Here is a 16846-nt window from a genome sequence, read left to right on the forward strand (position 1 = left end):
AGATGTGTATAAGAGACAGGCGCGGGGCGCGTGGGGGGCGCGGGCGACGCGAGTGATGGCCGCGTAGGTGACGCGGGTGGTTCAGGCCGTGTCGGCGGCACGGACGACACGGGCGACGCGGACAGCTCGGGCAGCGCGGACGGCATGGGCCTCATGGGTGACGCGGGGCGAGCAGGCGGCACCGGTCTCGCAGGCGGTGTGGGCCGCGCTGGTGGCTCTGGTCGTGGGCGTGGCTCTGGTGCGCGGGAGGTTCCGGGCCCGGTGGAGTCCGGGGGCGTGCTGCCCGCGCCGATCACCGGGTTGGTCGGGCGGGAGCTGGCGCTGGATGAGGTGTGGCAGCTCCTGGGGGGCGCGCGGCTGGTGACGTTGAGTGGGCCGGGGGGTGTCGGGAAGACGCGGCTTGCTGTCGAAGCCGCCCGGCGGTGCGTGCGTGACGTCGGCGAGGTGTGGTTCGTCGAGCTCGCCGGTCGGCGCGGGGACTGCGTCGATGACCTCGTACCCGTGGTCTCCGCCGCGCTCGGTATCCGGGAGGACGCTCCCGTCGGGCTTCCCGGCCTCGGTACGCCGCCTGCCGAACGTCTCGCCGCCGCCCTGCGCGACCGGCGGCTCCTCCTCGTCCTCGACAACTGCGAACATGTTGTGGAGCCGGTCGCCGGGCTGACCGGGCTGCTGCTCGGCGCCGCCCCGGGGCTGCGCGTTCTGGCCACGAGTCAGGAGCCGTTGGGGCTGGCGGGCGAGTCGGTGTACGCCGTGGAACCGCTGCAACTCCCGGAGTCTGTGCGGCTGTTCGTGGAGCGTGCCACCGCCTCGGCACCCGGATTCACGCTTGACGGCGCCGATACCGCGACGCGGGATGCCGTTGCGGAGATCTGTCGCCGGCTTGACGGCATCCCGCTCGCCCTCGAGCTGGCCGCCACCCGCGTCCGCGCCCTGGGCGTAAGGGAGTTGGCCGTACGTCTCGGTGACCGCTTCCGGGTTCTCACCGCCGGACAGCGCGGCGCGCCCGCCCGGCAGCGGACCTTGCGGGCAGTCATCGACTGGAGCTGGGAGCTGCTCACGCCGCCCGAGCGGACCGCGCTGTGCCGCCTCGCCGTCCACCGCGACGGCTGCACCCTGGACGCCGCCGAAGCGGTCTGCGGGGGCGGCGACGTGGAGCGTGCCGAGGTTCTGGATCTCTTGGCCCGGCTTGTCGACCGGTCCCTGGTGTTCATGGCTGACGGAATCGCCGGCGCCGCTCCCCGCTACCGGCTGCTCGAATCCGTTGCGGCGTACGCGGTGGAGCGCCTGGACGAGACGGCGGACGTCAGCTGCGTACGCGATCGGCACGTGAGCCACTACCTGGAGCTGGCCGAGCTCGCCGACCCGCACCTGCGCGGCGCCGCACAACGCGAGTGGCTCGCGCGCCTCGACGCCGAAGCCGCCAACCTGCGGGAGGCCCTCGACCACGCGATCCGGCGCGCGGCCACCGAGGGGACGGACAACGCGGTGCGCCTCGCCACCGCGCTGTCCTGGTGGTGGCTGCTGCGCGGCCGACTCAACGAGGCGCGCAACGCCCTGGCCGCGGTGTGTGCGGTCGATGCCACGGCGGCCGAACCGCGGCTGCTGCACGCGGCGTTCGCCCTGCTGACCGGGGAATCGACGCCTCGGCCCACGCCGTCGCTCGAGGCGTCCGTCCAGCACCACGGCCGGGCCCCATGGCTTTACGCGTACGCGCTGTTCAGCTCCGGCGACCCCGCCGCCGGCGAACCGATCAACCGGCAGGTGCTCGACCACTGCACCGCCACCGGCGACCGATGGGGCACCGCCGCCGCGCTCGCGCTGGGCGCGATGCTCGCACTGGCCCGCGGCGACCTCGCCGCCGTCGAGCGCGACGGACCGCGCGGTGCCGAGCTGTTCCGTGAACTCGGCGACCGCTGGGGCGAGTTGCAGACCGTGACGCCGCTCGCCGCGCTCGCCGAGATCAGGGGCGACTACGGCGGGGCCGAGCGCCGCCAGCAGGAAGGGCTTGGCATCGCGGAGGAGCTGGGGCTTGCGAGCGAGGTCTCCGCTCGGCTCTCCGGTCTCGGCAGGCTCGCCCTTCCGGCACGGGAGTGGGACCGGGCACGCGAACTGCACGAGCGGGCGCGGCGGTTGGCCGTCGAACAGGGCTACTTGTACGGCGAGGTCCACGCGTTGATGGGGCTCGCCCTCGGCGCACGCCGGTCCGGCGACCTCGACGGAGCCCAGACGTACCTGTCGCGGCTGCGCGATGGATACCCGTCATCGGAGGCCGGGGCCCACCTGCTGTGCACGGAGCTCGGCCTCGTCGCCGAGCTGCGCGGCGACGGACCGGGAGCGACGGAACACCAGCTGCGGGGCCTGCGGCTCGCGCTCTCCCTCGGAGAGCCGCGCGCTCTGGCCCTCTCCCTGGAGGGCCTGGCAGGTGCGGTGGCTCTGAGCGGTGAAACAGGCGCCCGGCACGCGGCCCTGCTGCTCGGCGCGGCGACCGCGGCGCGCCGCAGCGTGCACGCCCCGCTGCCGGAGTCCGAGCGGGCCGACGTCGACCGGGTCACCGCGGGGGCGCTCGCCGCCCTGGGCCGGGAGGCCTTCACGGAGGCGTACGAGCGCGGCACGGCGACGGACCCGGCCGAGGCCGCGCGGACGGCCGCCGACGGGCTCAGTCCGCAGGCGTGAGGAACGGGGCAATCAGCGTCAGCGCGTCCAGGACCTCGTGCGCGTCCGGCGTGGCCTCCGGATCGACGATCCACTGCAGCATCAGGCCGTCGCACAGCGCGATGACCACCGACGAGAGCACCTCGGCACCGGGAGGCGGCGCGATGCCCAGCTCGGCGCAGGCGTCGGCGGTCATCGCGTACCCGGCCCGGCGCGCCTGCGCGTAACCGGCGGCGAGCCGCTCGCGCAGGGCGGCGGACCGCGCGGCCGGCGGGAACGCCTCGATGTAGCTGACCACCATGGGCCGCAGTTCGTCGTACGAGTCGATCAGCGCGACGAGCGCCGACTCCAATTGCGCCCGAGGACCCTGACCGGCGCTCGCGGACACCGCGTCGCGCACGCGGGCCGTCCACACCTCGAAGCACCGGCCGAGCGCCTCGTCGAGCAGGCCCTCCATCCCGCCGAAGTGATAGCCGATCGAGCCGAGTCCGGCGCCGGACGCCTCGGCGACGTCACGCGCCGTCGTGCGCGCGTACCCCTTCTCCTGAAGGCAGACGAGCGCCCCGTCCAGGATCTTGTCGCGGTGGCTTCTCGCCTTCGGCACGGGCGTGGGTGTGAGCGCTGCGGATGAGGGCTGCTTCGGCATGGGCCCAATCTATACAGCCGTGCCGCACATCCGTACAGTACAAGTGTTCAGTCCCTGTTGACTGTTCAGTCCCTGTTGACTGTTCAGACTCTGTTGGCTGTTCAGACTCCGCCGACCGTTCGGACCTTCGCCTCGACCTCACAGACGAGGAGCGTGCTTGCCGATGACTCCCGCCTCTCCGCCTCCGGGCCCGCGCCTGCCCGCGCCGCTCCAGACGGCGCTGTTCCTTGCCGCGCCGGGCCGCTTCACGCGCGCCGCCCAGCGGCGGTACGGGCCCGCGTTCCAGGTCCACTTCCTCGGATTCCCGCCCGAAGTGCTGGTCACGAACGCCGAGTTGGCGGCGGAGATCTACGCCGTCGACGCGGGCGGCGGGCGCGCCGGCGAGGTGCGGCGGCAGTTCCTGGAGCCGATGGTCGGCAAGCATTCCCTGCTCAGCCTGGACGGCGACCCGTGGTGGCGGCACCGGCGGCTGCTCAGTCCGCCGCTGCACGGCAAGTCCATCGCCCGCTACCGGCAGGAGATCGCCGACATCGCCGCCGCGGAGATCGCGCGCTGGCCGCACGACCGGCCGTTAGTCCTGCGCGATGGCCTGCAGAACATCACCCTCGAAGTCATCCTGCGCCTGGTCTTCGGCATCCGCGACGCCACCCGCCTGGACCGACTGCGCGCCCTGATCCCGGAGTTGATCGAGGTCGGCGGTTCGGCGGCGCTCCTCATGACCCCGCCACGGGTGAGCTCCTGGACCCAGACCTCCCCCGTGCTGCGCCGGATGACGTTCCTGCCGACCACACGGTTCCTGCGGGTGCGCGACGCGGTGGACACGATCCTGTACGAGGAGATCGCGCGGCGGCGCCGCGAGCCGGTGCCCGGCGCGACCGACGTACTCTCCCGTCTCCTGGAAGCCCGCGACGAGGACGGCGCTCCCCTCGGCGACCAGGAGTTGCGTGACGAGCTGATCACCTTGCTCGAGGCCGGGCACGAGACCACGGCGACAGGGCTCGCCTGGGCCTTCGAGCGCCTCCTGCGCACCCCTGACGTCCTCGCGAAGCTCCGCGCCGAGCTCGAACTCGGCGCGGACGAGCGGTACTTGGAGGCCGTCGTCAAGGAAGCGCTGCGCTCCCGGCCGGTGGTGTACGACGCTCCGCGGCTGCTCGACGTCCCGCTGAAGCTCGGCGCGTACGAGGTGCCGGCGGGCTGGTACGCCGGACCTCTGATCTCCCTGATCCACCGGGACCCGGAAGCCTTCCCGCGGCCGGAGGAGTTCCGGCCCGAACGCTTCCTCGGCGAGGATGCCGCCCGCGCACAGCAGTCGTGGATGCCCTTCGGCGGTGGCCGGCGCTACTGCGTCGGCGCCCAACTCGCCCTGCTCGAAATGAAAGTGATCATCCGTGAGGTGCTGGAGCGGACCGATCTGACCGTGCCGGACCCGGCCCCGGAGAAGCCGCGGATGCGGCATGTCACGCTGGTGCCCGCGCGCGGCACCCTGGTCGTGGCGCGGGGCGAGAAGAGCGAGGGAAGCATCATGGGCAAGCGCAGGACCGTGACCGTACGAGAAGAGATCGCGGTCACCCCGGACGAGGCGTGGACGGCCCTGGCCGATGTGACCAGGATGGGCGAGTGGAGCCCCGAGTGCACCGGCGGACACTGGATCGGCGGCGCGACGCGGGCCGCGGTCGGCGCCCGGTTCGTGGGCACCAACCGCAAGGACCGCGCCCGCTGGGCCACCCGCTGCGCCATCACCCGGGCCGAGCCCGGTCGCGCCCTGGCCTGGGAGGTCAAGGCGGTTGTGCCGCTGGCCCGTTGGAGCTTCACGCTCACACCCACCGAGAGCGGCACACTCGTGGAGCAGACCTGGCGCGATCTGCGCGTCGGGCCCTTCGGGAGCGTGGTGACTCGTCTCGGTGAGGCGGGCCTGCGCACGGGCCCCCGCGCCGACCACAACGAACGCGGGATGCGCGCCACGCTCACGGCGCTCAAACTGCACCTGGAATCCACCCGCACGACTCCCCTGGAGCCGGCCACACCCTGAACACGGTCAAGGGGTGAGGCGGCTCGGGCCCGGCCCGGATCGGACGATCCCGGGCCGGGCCGGGGGGCGTACGCCGGTCAGTCGAGCGCGGCGAACATGCCGGGCTCGTACGAACCGCCCGGGTTGTGCACGATCACGTTCATCCGGGTGGACGCGTTGATCAGGGCGATCAGGCAGACCAGCGCACCGACCTGATCGTCGTCGAAGTGCTTGCGCACCGCCGCCCAGGTCTCGTCGGACACGCCGTGCCGGCCGAGCTCGGTGCCCTCCTCGGTGAGCGCGAGCGCGGCCCGCTCGGCCTCGGTGAACACGGTGCTGTGGCGCCACCCGGCGACCAGGTTGAGCCGCCGCGTGGTCTCACCGGCGAGCGCGGCCTCCTTGGTGTGGATGTCGATGCAGAGTCCGCAGGCGTTGAGCTGGCCGACCCGCACGCCCACCAGTTCCCGCAGCGCCTTGGGCAGCGTCGACTCCTCGAGGGCCGACGAGGAGTGGTAGAAGCGCTTGGCGACCTTCGCGGCGGTCGGGCTGTCGAGCAGGTTGAAACGGGGTTCCATGACTCGTCCTCACTCGTGACATTGCGTGCAGCCGCTGCGGCGACAGCGGCACCGAACGCACACAAGACGCCGACCCCTCGACCCCTGTGACGGCGCGGCGATGTGACCTGCGCCACCGGCCGCGGGCGTCAGCCCACGAGCAGCCCGGCCGATGCGTCAAAATGCCCGGATGGACTATGAGTTCTGGAACGACATCCACGCACGCGGCGGCATCCCCGCGGTGAAGAGCGCCCTGGAGGAGCTGGCTGAGCGCGGTTCCCCCGAAGACGTCGACACCGCCATGGATCTGGCGTGCCGGGTCATCGCCGACGACACGGCACGCATCCAGGCCCGCGCGGACCAGGCCGAGGCCAGGCTTCAGATGCTGACCGACGAGGCGCGCGAGGTGGGGCGGCAGGTCGATCGGCATGCGGGTCGGTCAGAGCCCGAGTGAGTTCATGCCCGCCCCCCCAGCCCCGTCTCAGACCGTTCCGGCGGCTCCCACCGCGAGCACCAGCTTGCCGGTGGTGGACCCCGACTCGATGCGGCGGTGCGCCTCGGCGGCCCGGGCCAGCGGCAGTTCCTCGACACGCACGCGCAGCTCCCCGCTCGCGGCCGCGGCGATCGCGCGGCGCAGCGCACGGCCCGCCTCGGCGGGGAAGACTCCGGAGAACGCGGCCAGGTTGAAGCCGGAGACCGTCTTGTTGGTGAACCACAGCTCGTTGGCGGGGACCGCGACGTCGTCGGCGCCGGAGGCGTTGCCCATGGCGATCAGCCGTCCCATCGGGGCGAGCGCGTCAAGGCCGGCCCGGCGGGCGGGCCCGCCGACCATGTCGACCACGATGTCGAACTCGCCCGCGCCGGCGAGCTCGTCGCGCAGGATCACCTCGTCGTATCCGAAGCCCTTGGCGACATCGACCTTGGCCGCGCTGCCCACCGTGCCGACGATCCGGCCCGCGCCGAGCAGCCGGGCGACCTGGCCGAGCTGACTGCCCACGCCGCCGGCGGCCGCGTGCACCAGGACGCTCTCACCGCGCCGCAGCCGGGCCACCCGCTCGAGCACCAGGAACGCGGTGGTGCTGTTCGACGGAAGCACCGCGGCGACGTCGAGGCCGAGGCCGGAGCCGTCCAGCGGGGCGACGAGCTCCGCCGCCGTGGTCACGACCTCGCCGTAGCCGCCGCCGTCGACGATGGTCAGGGCGGCGACCGGCTGTCCCACGGCCAGCCCCTCGACGCCTTCGCCCAGCGCCCGGATGTGACCGGACACCTCGATGCCGGGCACGAAGGGCAGCGGTACGTCCACCACGCCCTGCCGGAAGAGGACCTCGGCGAAGTTGGCGCCCGCGTACGCCACATCGATCGACACCTGCCCCGGACCGGGCTCGGGGGTCTTCACATCGGCGAGGCGCAGAACGTCCGCGGTGCCGAACTCGGGGATGGTCATGGCCTGCATGGTGTGCGTGCTGTTCGTCATGATCACCATGATGTACGTCCCGTCCGGCGGCCGACAGGGTCGGCTCATCCTGGGTGTGACACCACCAGGCTGAGCGGTGGTGCTCCTCTCCCTCGAACAGTCCCCCGAACAGGTGGACCGGACCTCTGACAGGGGCCGGGTGTCCGCCTTGTGGTCACGCCGTGTTCCCGCTGCTCATTGGTCCATTCCACTGACGCGTCGCAGGCCGTACGGCCTCCTGGGCGGAAACCCGCCGGGACCGGCGCTGACATGGGAAATCCTTGTTCCTGGGCATGATTGACGGATCGTCGGGGAGCCGGTACCACTGACGCACGCCCGGCCCCGCACGCCCCATCACGCTTCATCGTCCCAGGAGGCTGCATTGCGAGGATCCGCCACCGCCCGCACCCCTGCCACCCGCAGACGCTCCGTCAGGGCCGCGGGCGCCCTTGTCTCCGCCGGTCTGCTGGTCCCGCTGCTCGGTGCCGCGCCGTCGTCCGGCGCCGCCGCCCCTGCCGCGTCGGCCCGGCTGCAGGACGCCTTCGCCTCCGCCGCCGCCGAGTACCAGGTGCCGCGCAGCGTGCTGCTCGGCGTCTCCTATCTGCAGTCGCGCTGGGACGCGCACGGCGGCGCGCCGAGCGTCACCGGTGGCTACGGCCCGATGCACTTGACCGACGCGCGCACCGCCATCGCCGCCGCCCCGCACCACAGCGAGGGCACGGAGGACCCCCGCGGCGACGCCTCACGGGGCGTACTGAAGCCCAAGGAGGCGAGGGATCCGACGGCCGAGGTGCCGGAGAACTCCCAACTCCCCGCCCGGCTCAAGACGTTGCCCCGCGCAGCCGAACTCAGCGGCCTGTCCGCCGAGCGCCTGCGCACCGACCCCGCGGCCAACGTACGCGGTGGAGCCGCCCTGCTGGCCGCCGCTCAGAAGAAGCTCGGCAAGCCGCTGAGCGAGGACCCTGCCGACTGGTACGGCGCGATCGCCCGCTTCTCCGGCGCCGACGACCGGGCCACGGCGGCGACGTACGCCAATGACGTGTTCGCGGTCATCCGCGACGGCCAGGCGCGCACCACGGACGCCGGGCAGCGTGTGACGCTCGCGGCGGACAGCGGCCTGCGGCCGGACGCGGCGCAGATGCGCGGCATGGGGCTGCGGAAGGCGGCCGCGGGCGCGACCGAGTGCCCGTCGACCGTGGCGTGCGAGTGGATCCCCGCGCCGTACGAGGAGTTCAAGGCTCCGGACGGCAGCGACGACTACGGCAACCACGATCTGTCGAACCGCCCCAAGAGCCAGAGCATCGACACGATCGTCATCCATGACACCGAGGGACGCTGGGAAGGCGTCCTCAAGCTGGTGCAGGACCCCACCTATGTGTCGTGGCAGTACACCCTGCGCTCCACCGACGGGCACATCGCCCAGCATGTGAAGGCCAAGGACGTCGCCTGGCACGCGGGCAACTGGTACGTGAACGCCAAGTCGATCGGCCTGGAGCACGAGGGATTCCTCGCGCAGCCCGACAGCTGGTACACGGAGGCGATGTACCGCTCGTCGGCCCGCCTGGTGAAGTACCTCGGCAAGAAGTACGACATCCCGCTGGACCGCCAACACATCATCGGTCACGACAACGTCCAGGGCACGGTGCCGTCGACGATCGCGGGCATGCACACCGACCCCGGCCCCTACTGGGACTGGCAGCACTACTTCACACTGATGGGCAAGCCGTTCGTGCGCACGGCGGGCCCGGACGGCGGCCTGGTGACGGTGGCGCCCGAGTACGCCAAGAACCGGCCGGAGTACACGGGTTGTGTGAAGCCGGGCGAGAAGTGCGAGACCCACGGATCGGCCGCGGTGCGCGTGCACACCGAGCCGCGCGACGACGCACCGCTGATCAAGGACATCGGCCTGCGGCCCGGCGGCGGTGACTCGACGATCGGCGTGAACGACGTCGGCGCCCGGCTCTCCACCGGCCAGCAGTACGCGGTCGCCGAGCGCAAGGGCGACTGGACGGCCGTCTGGTACCTGGGCCAGAAGGCGTGGTTCAAGAACCCGAAGAAGCAGCCGACCGCCCTCGACGCGTCCGGTCCCGTGATCACGCCGAAGGCGGGGGCGGACAGCGTCCCGGTCTACGGTCGCGCCTACCCGGAGAAGGAGGCGTACCCGGCGGGCGTCCCGGCGCAGCCGGTGACACCGCTGCCGTACAAGCTCCTGTCCGGCCAGAAGTACGCGGTCGGCGACAAGATGCCGGGCGAGTACTTCTACGCCCCGACGTTCGACACGGCGCCGCACAAGGTGGTGCGCGGCAAGGACACGTACTACGAGGTCCAGTTCGGGCACCGCGTGGCGTATGTGCGGGCGGCCGACGTACGGGTGGTGCCGTCGGGCTCCTAGAGCCGCCAAGGACAGTCGGGGCCGGGTCTGCGTGGGGGCAGGCCCGGCCCCGACTTATGCGCGGGCTGAACTGACGGCGGCTCAGTCGAAGACGTACCGCTCCCCCGCCTTCGCCTTGAACGTCTTCTCGCCGCCGCTCAACAGGCCGCTGCGCACGGTCAGTTCGCGGGTCCGCGAGGCGGTGAGCACGATGCGCGTGGCGCGCCCGCCCGACCACTCGATGTCGAGCAGTGCCCCGCCGCGCGCCCGCAGTCCGCGCACCGATCCCTCGGGCCAGCTCGCGGGCAGTGCGGGCAGCACCTCGATGACGTCGTGCTGGCTCTGCAGGAGCATCTCCACGACGCCCGATGTCGCACCGAAGTTGCCGTCGATCTGGAACGGCGGGTGGGTGTCCCAGAGGTTGGGCAGCGTGGAGGACTTGAGCTGCTCGCTCAGCATCTTGTGCGCGTGGTCGCCGTCGTGCAGGCGTGCCCAGAAGTTGACCTTCCACGCCTTGGACCAGCCGGTGCCGCCGTCGCCGCGCGCGGTCAGCGACACCTTCGCCGCGTCGGCCCACTTGCCGCCCGGCTCGATCTGGCGTCCGGGGTGCAGGGCGTAGAGGTGGGAGACGTGCCGGTGGCCGTCGGTCTTGTCGTCCAAGTCGGCCTTCCACTCCTGGAGTTGACCCCAGGAGCCGATGCGCAGGCCGGGGTCGAGCTTGCCGAGGGTCTTCTCGAGTTCGGCGCGGAAGGCGGCCGAGTCGCCGAGGACGCGGGCGGCTTCCAGGGTGTTGGTGAGCAGGTCGTGGACGATCTGCTGGGCCATGGAGTCGCCCGCGGTGAAGTCGCCGTGTTCGGGCGAGTAGCTGGGGGTGACGACGAGGGTGCCGTCGCGCGGGTCGGTGCGCAGATTGTCGAGCCAGAACTCGGCTGCCTCCTTCATCGCCGGGTAGGCGGTGGAGCGCAGATAGTCCGTGGAGCCGCCGAAGCGGTAGTGCTCGTAGAGCTGTGCGGTGAGCCAGGCGGCGGCCTCGGGGAACCAGAACGCGGTGGACCAGTCGTGCACCCCGGTGAATCCGTAGGGGTTGGTCTCGTTGTGCACGACCCAGCCCCGGGAGCCGAACATCTCCTTGGCCGTACGCCGTCCGGGAGCGCGCAGTGCCTCGACGAAGCGGTCGTACGGTGCGGTGGTCTCGGGGAGGCCCGCGGCCTCGGCGAGCCAGTAGTTCATCTGGAGGTTGATGTTGGTGTGGTAGTCGGCCGACCAGGGCGGGGTGGTGCTGTTGTTCCACACGCCCTGGAGGTTGGCGGGCAGCGATCCCGCGCGCGACGAGGCGATGAGGAGGTAGCGGCCGTACTGGAAGAAGAGGGCTTCCAGGGCGCGGTCGGACGCGCTCGCCCCTCCCCCGTACTCCTTGAGCAGGCGGTCGGTCGGGACGTCTGCGGGCATGGACTGGCGGATGTCGAGGGCGACGCGGCCGAACAGGTCGCCGTGGTCGCGCAGATGGCGGGAGCGCAGCGCGCCGTGGCCTCGGGCGACGGCCTCGTCGACGGTGCGGGTGACGGCGGCGTGCGGGTCGTCGGCGCGGTAGTCGGGGTAGGTGTCGGCGTAGTCGGTGGCGGCGGCGAGCGCGAACCAGACGTGGTCGGCGCCACTGACGGTGATGCTGCCGTCGGCGTTCGCGGTGCGCGTGCCGCCTTGGTGCACGACCCGGATCTGCGCCTCGAACTTCAGCCCGTTGTCGGCGAGTTCACCGCGTACGGTCATCCGGTCGCCGTCGGCCTGCACGGTGAAGTCGGTGCGTGGCGAGGTGTAGCGCAGGGTGCAGGTGACGCTCGCGGGGCGGTCCGCCGTCAGGCGCCCGACGAGCACACCGTCCGGGTTGCCGGCGAAGAACTCCCGCTCGTGGCGGACCTGTTGGTGGGTGTACGTGACGGTCGCCAGGCCCCTGCGGAGGTCGAGGGACCGGCGGTAGCCGGCGTCGGGGGTCTCCGGGGCGCCCGGTATGTCGAGGTGCAGGTCGCCGAAGGTCTGGTGGGCGCCGTAGCCGCGCCGCGGCTGGCCGAGCTTCGCCGCGACGGCGTCGGGGCCGAGGCTGCCCTTCGCGTCGAGCTCTTCACGTACGGCGTCGAGGGCGCCGGGGCGGGGCTCGCGCCAGTTGCCGAAGTCGTAGCCGTCGCGGGAGCCGGGACCGCCGGTCCACAGGGTCTTCTCGTTGAACTGGAGCCGCTCGGATGCGAGGGTGCCGAAGACCATGGCGCCGAGCGCGCCGTTGCCGATGGGGAGGGCCTCGCGCTCCCAGTCGGCGGCGGGTGCCGCATACCAGAGCAGCGATTCATCGGATGTATCGCGGCGACGCTCGGCCGCACCCGCGGTGTCGGCCGGTATGCCTCCACCCGTCGCCAGTACGGCCGCCCCGCCGACGGCGGACTTCATGGTGGTTCTTCGTGAGATCCCAGGAGTCATGACCGGTCACGTTAAAAGTCCGATGACTCAGTGGCAAGACACACAACAAACCCACCCCTTGGACGTAAGGGGTGGGTACTTGGACGGAGTCAGGCGGAGTGAGACGGATTCGGTCGGAGGCCCTTCAGCCCTGCTGCCTTCAGCCCTGCTGCCTTCAGCCCTGCTGGAAAAGCTCCGCGGGCAGCGGCTTGAGCAGTGCGTACAGATCGTCGGTGATCGGCCGGTCCCAGGCGGCGATGGTGACGAGGACGCCGTCGCTGCGGTCGAACTGCACGCAGGAGATGCGGCTTTCGGAGAGCTTGAGGCGGCGCACGATCAGGAGGTTGTCGCCCTGCATCACCGGCATGTCCTCGGTGGTGACGACGGTGATCTCCTCGTCGTTCTCCAGCGCGAGCATCAGCTGGGCCACCTCGAAGGGCACCTCGCCGGCGGCCGTCTCGCGGGCCGGGGAGCCCTCGGGCAGATTGCCGATGATCATCGCCGGGCCGCGGCCGCCGAAGAGGTCGTAGCGCAGGAAGACACCCTGGCAGCTGCCGTCGGGTGCGGGCAGCAGGCCCGCGCCGAGATTGCCGGGCCAGTCACCGGGATCCATGGCCAGGACATCGAAGTCCGGGCCCGCGGGAGTGGCGGAGCTGCGGCGGCGGAGGAAGGACATGCGCCAATGGTACGTGGCCCGCGGCGCTTGTCGGCGCGGGGGCGGCACGGTTGGGCACCGGCCAAGCGGAGGGCGCGATACCACTCCGTCGGAGGTCAGCGCCCCGTAAGGGGCGCGGGGCTGTGACATGTGCGGCTCCGCCGCGGAGGGGGTCCCCCCTGTTCGAGCGAAGCCGAGAACTTGGGGGAGCGACAAGCCCCACAGACCCGCAGATCCATCACCGCCCATCCAGTGGCGCGCCCAGCGCAGCTGAGAGACCAGCATGGTCGGTCCCCACCTTCCGGTAAACGGCGGAGAGCATCCGCACCACGGCAGCCTCGTCGGTGTGCAGCTCCGCGGCGATCCTGGCGACGGGCTCGCCGCGGGCGGTGAGCGTGGCGGCGGTGCGCTCGCGCGCGGTGAGCGTGTCCGTCTCGGTGCTGTGCAGCAGGCGGGGGCGCAGCCCGGCGGCCGCCAGCTCGTCGCGGGCCCGCTCGACCAGACCGTCGGCCCCGCACTGGACGGCCGAGTCGAGCCCCCGGTAGAGCGGCTCGGCGGCTTCCTTGGGTCGTCCGGCGCGGCGCAGTTCACCACCCAGGGCCACCAGCGCGCAGGCCAGTTCGTACGCGGCGGGCGAGCGCTCCAGATGGCCGACCGCCTCCTCGAGGAGCTTGACGCGCGCCGAGCCCGATGAGACCTCGGCGCTGATCCGCAGCGCCTGACCGACCGCCGAAGCGGTGGCGAATCCGCGGGCCCGCCGGGTCGCCTCGTGCGCGGTGGCAAGGGCGCGCTCGGGGGCGTCGGCGGCCTCGGCGAGCGCGAGGTGCAGCTGCCAGGGGCACCAGGCCGGGTTGCGCATGCCGCGCGGATCGAGGCGGCGGCCCGCCGCGGCGAGTTCGGCGGCCGCGTCCTCGGTGAGCCCGCGCGCGAGGAGCAGTTCGCCGTGCACGGCCTGCGCGTCGGGGAAGACGACGGCCGCGGGGAACGGCGCGCCGAAGGAGTACTGCTCGGCGGTCCGCGTGGCAGCGCCGACCCGGCCGCGGGACAGCAGGATCTCGATGAGGATGCCCACCGCGTACCAGTGCGCGGGGGTGCCGGGACCCACCCGCTCGGCGATCCGCAGCCCGGCCCGCACGAAGTCCTCGGCCTCGGCGAGCCGCCCGCGCCGGAAGCGGATGTACGCGAGCAGGGTGTACGCGAAGGACAGATGGGCGCCGCGCCAGCCCTGCCGCTCGAAGTCGGCGATCCCGGCGGCGAACAGCTCCTCGGCGCGGCCAGGCCGGTCGGCGTACAGGAAGGTGAGGGCGACCAGGACGGGGACCTCGAAGCCGCGGTCCTCCTCCGCCCAGCCGAGCCCGCCGACCAGGGCCCGCTCGGCGTGGCGCACGGCGGTCCCCGCGGGTTCGGCGCGCAGTGTGGCGTCCCAGGCTCGGAGCCCGATGATGTACCGCTCGGTGAGGTCGCGGCCCGGCAGCCGGTCGGCGAGGCGGGCCAGGCGCCGGGAGCGGGCGGGCGAGTCGGGTTCGTCGGCGCGGAAGGCGTCCCACATCAACTGCTCGGCCTGCATCCGGATCCGTACGCGTGGGTCGGTGGTCAGGCGGATCTCGCGGGCGAGGGTGCCGGAGGCCTCGTCGAGCCGGTCGGAGTGGGCGAGGACCTGGGAGAGGCGGTACACGATGCCGTGGCGCAGGGCGGGGTCCGTGATGGGTTCTTCGAGGGCGGCCCGCAGATGGTTGACGGTCGTCGCCGGCTCGGTGAGCAGTGAGGCGCAGCCCAGTTCGTAGAGGACGGCGGCACGGTCCTCCCAGGGCGGTGGTTCGCGCAGGGCGCGGGCGAGATAGCGGCGGGCCGCGTCGGGCGCGCCCGCCCGGACGGTCTCGCGGGCGGCGGCGCGCAGTTGCTGCACGACCCAGGTGTCGCCGTCGGGGTGGACTTCCAGGAGGTGGCGCGCGGCGGCGGACGCGCCGAACCCGGCGTTGACGACGGACCAGGCGGCCTGGCCGTGCAGGGCGACGCGCACCCCGCAGGGGATGGCGCGGTAGACGGCGGTGGCGATCAGCGGGTGCACGAACTCGAGCCGGTCGGCGCCGGTCAGGACGCGGGCGCGGCGCAGCCGGTCGGCGCAGTCGGCGCCCTCCCGCTCGCCGATGCCCGCGACGGCGGCGGCGAGGGCCGGGGAGATCTCGGTGCCGAGTACGGCACAGGCCCAGGCGAACCGGACGGTGGATGTGCCCAGGCGTTCCAGGCGGGCGACGAGACCGCTGCCCTTGACGGCGGCGACGAGGTCGCGCAGCAGGTGCGCGGCGGCCTCGTCGGGGATCAGTCCGCGGTCGCGCACCTTGGCGGTCAGCTCCACCGCCTCGAACGGGTTGCCCGCGGTGACCGCCCAGCATTCGCGGCAGAACGCGTCGTCGGCGCGGGCGCCGAGCGTGTCGCGGACCAGGCGGGCGACGGCGCCCGCGCTGAGCGGTTCGAGACCGATGGGCCGCTGTCCCGCCCGCCCGGGCAGTCCTCTGAACTCCTCGGCATGGGCGGCCAGTTCCTCGGGGCGGTAGGCGACGATCAGCAGCAGCGGCAGCGCCTCGGCGCGCGGCGCGAAGGCGGAGAGCCAGCTCAGCGACTCGGCGTCGGCCCAGTGCGCGTCATCCAGGACGACCACCAACGGGGCCCGCTGCACGGCGAGATGGGTGAGCACCCAGTCGAGCCCGTCGCGCAGCCCCTGCGGGTCGGGCGGCGCGCCGTCCGACGGGGCACAGAGCCCGAGCGCGGGGCCGACGATGGCGTACCAACTGCCGAGCGCCGCGTGCAGTTCCGCTTCCGGGACCGGGGCGAGCAGCGGCTGCACCAGCTGGCGCGCCACATGGAAGGCGACGCGCTGTTCCTGGTCGCTGCCGCGCGCGGACGCCACTGTGCACCCTTTGCCGGCCGCGCGTCGTCTCGCCTCCGCGAGGAGGGACGTCTTGCCGAGGCCCGCGCGCCCCGCGAAGGAGATCAGCGCGCCGCGGCGCCGGTCCGGGGGTTCCGCGCCGTCGCGCGGCAGCCCGGTCAGCTCGCTCAACGCCTCGTCGAGGGCGGCCAGTTCACTCTCGCGCTCGAAGAGGATCCGCTTGCTGTGACTGAAGTGCTGCACCATGGGACACCCCCCGCCACGGTGGTGCGCCGGGCGCTTCCCGCGGCGCACGCCTTGGCCTTCAGGCACTTCAGATTACGCCCGCGCGGCCCGCGGAGAGCCGATTCGCCGACAGTGGTCCGGTTGGCTAACGTCGCCTCTTCGCGGAAGAGACGAAGGGATCCTCACGTGACGGTCGGCGCCGAGCGCGTACTCAACTACTGGCACGGCGGGCTGAGCGAGATCCCCGGCGAGGTGTGGCAACACCCGGCCCTTGAGGTCCTGCTCCTGCCCGACAACGCGCTCACGCGGCTGCCCGCGCGGATCGGCACCCTGACCGCGCTGCACACCCTGGACCTGGGCCACAACCGGCTGGCCTCGGTCCCGCCCGAGCTGGGCGACCTGACGGGCCTGAGCCGCTTCCTCTACCTCCACGACAACGACCTCACCTCGCTGCCGGAGTCACTGGGCAAGCTGACGCGACTGACGTATCTGAACGTGGGCGAGAACCGGCTCGCCGCACTGCCGGACACCCTGGGTTCGCTCACGGCCCTGGTGGAACTGCGCGCCCAGCACAACCGCCTGACCGAACTGCCCGCGTCCCTCGGCGGCCTCACGGCGCTGCGCGAACTGTGGCTGCGCGGCAACCGCCTCAACGCGCTCCCCGCCACGTTCCGCCACCTGCGCCAGTTGCGTGAACTGGAGCTGCGCGAGAACGAGTTCACCGCCGTACCGGACGCACTGCGCGATCTGCCCCTGCTGCGGAGAGTCGACCTGCGCGCCAACCGGCTGCGGGAGCTGCCGCACTGGATCGCGGAGCTGCCCGCCGTGGAGAAACTGGACCTGCGCTGGAACGAGGTCCATGTACCGGACGAGCTCCTGCGGAGGCTGGAGGGGCGGGGCTGTGTCGTACTGACATGAGCCGCCCCCCGGCAGGTCCACCCCCCAGCAGG

Annotated in this window: 10 protein-coding genes and 1 pseudogene; 5 read left to right on the plus strand and 6 right to left on the minus strand. The window is 72.5% G+C overall.

The window, feature by feature from the left end; all coding sequences use genetic code 11:
• Positions 1–279: 279 nt before the first annotated feature.
• Positions 280–2673 (plus strand): annotated as a pseudogene (locus tag E2651_RS29505) (AfsR/SARP family transcriptional regulator); the annotation flags it as partial.
• Here E2651_RS29505 and E2651_RS29510 read toward each other — a convergent pair.
• Entirely contained in the window at positions 2657–3298 is a 642-nt protein-coding gene (locus E2651_RS29510; RefSeq protein WP_135334300.1) for a TetR/AcrR family transcriptional regulator, read from the minus strand. The pseudogene E2651_RS29505 and the gene E2651_RS29510 sit on opposite strands and share 17 nt — an antisense overlap.
• 163 nt (positions 3299–3461) lie before the next feature.
• On the opposite strand from E2651_RS29510, the gene E2651_RS29515 reads away from it, so the two are divergent.
• A complete protein-coding gene (locus E2651_RS29515; RefSeq protein ID WP_209446278.1) occupies positions 3462–5327 on the plus strand; it encodes a cytochrome P450 in 1866 nt (621 codons plus the stop codon).
• A 77-nt stretch (positions 5328–5404) separates the two neighbouring features.
• Here the strand turns inward: E2651_RS29515 and E2651_RS29520 are convergent, their stop codons facing one another.
• On the minus strand, positions 5405–5881 hold the full coding sequence (locus tag E2651_RS29520; protein ID WP_135334301.1) for a carboxymuconolactone decarboxylase family protein: 477 nt from the start codon (positions 5879–5881) through the stop codon (positions 5405–5407).
• 169 nt (positions 5882–6050) lie between these two features.
• Here E2651_RS29520 and E2651_RS29525 point away from each other — a divergent pair, with 169 nt between their 5' ends.
• Positions 6051–6314 (plus strand): hypothetical protein, encoded by a 264-nt coding sequence (locus E2651_RS29525; protein ID WP_135334302.1) that lies wholly within the window; start codon positions 6051–6053, stop codon positions 6312–6314.
• 27 nt (positions 6315–6341) lie between these two features.
• Here E2651_RS29525 and E2651_RS29530 read toward each other — a convergent pair whose 3' ends face one another.
• Positions 6342–7334, minus strand: coding sequence for a zinc-binding dehydrogenase (locus E2651_RS29530; protein WP_135334303.1), 993 nt, complete (start codon positions 7332–7334; stop codon positions 6342–6344).
• A gap of 361 nt (positions 7335–7695) precedes the next feature.
• On the opposite strand from E2651_RS29530, the gene E2651_RS29535 reads away from it, so the two are divergent.
• Positions 7696–9705 (plus strand): N-acetylmuramoyl-L-alanine amidase, encoded by a 2010-nt coding sequence (locus E2651_RS29535; protein WP_135334304.1) that lies wholly within the window; start codon positions 7696–7698, stop codon positions 9703–9705.
• Positions 9706–9786: 81 nt separating this feature from the next.
• On the opposite strand, the gene E2651_RS29540 is transcribed toward E2651_RS29535, so the two are convergent.
• From E2651_RS29540 to E2651_RS29550, 3 genes are all read right to left on the minus strand, one after another.
• A complete protein-coding gene (locus E2651_RS29540) occupies positions 9787–12120 on the minus strand; it encodes a glycoside hydrolase family 95 protein (RefSeq protein ID WP_209446279.1) in 2334 nt (777 codons plus the stop codon).
• A 184-nt stretch (positions 12121–12304) separates the two neighbouring features.
• The gene (locus tag E2651_RS29545) at positions 12305–12805 is read right to left on the minus strand and encodes a hypothetical protein (RefSeq protein ID WP_135334305.1); all 501 of its coding nucleotides are present in this window, start codon (positions 12803–12805) and stop codon (positions 12305–12307) included.
• A gap of 217 nt (positions 12806–13022) precedes the next feature.
• A complete protein-coding gene (locus E2651_RS29550) occupies positions 13023–15917 on the minus strand; it encodes an AAA family ATPase (protein ID WP_135334306.1) in 2895 nt (964 codons plus the stop codon).
• A 165-nt stretch (positions 15918–16082) separates the two neighbouring features.
• Here E2651_RS29550 and E2651_RS29555 point away from each other — a divergent pair, with 165 nt between their 5' ends.
• On the plus strand, positions 16083–16814 hold the full coding sequence (locus tag E2651_RS29555) for a leucine-rich repeat domain-containing protein (RefSeq protein ID WP_135334307.1): 732 nt from the start codon (positions 16083–16085) through the stop codon (positions 16812–16814).
• Positions 16815–16846: the final 32 nt, after the last annotated feature.

It is taken from the genome of Streptomyces sp. MZ04 (assembly GCF_004684775.1).
Taxonomy (GTDB): domain Bacteria; phylum Actinomycetota; class Actinomycetes; order Streptomycetales; family Streptomycetaceae; genus Streptomyces.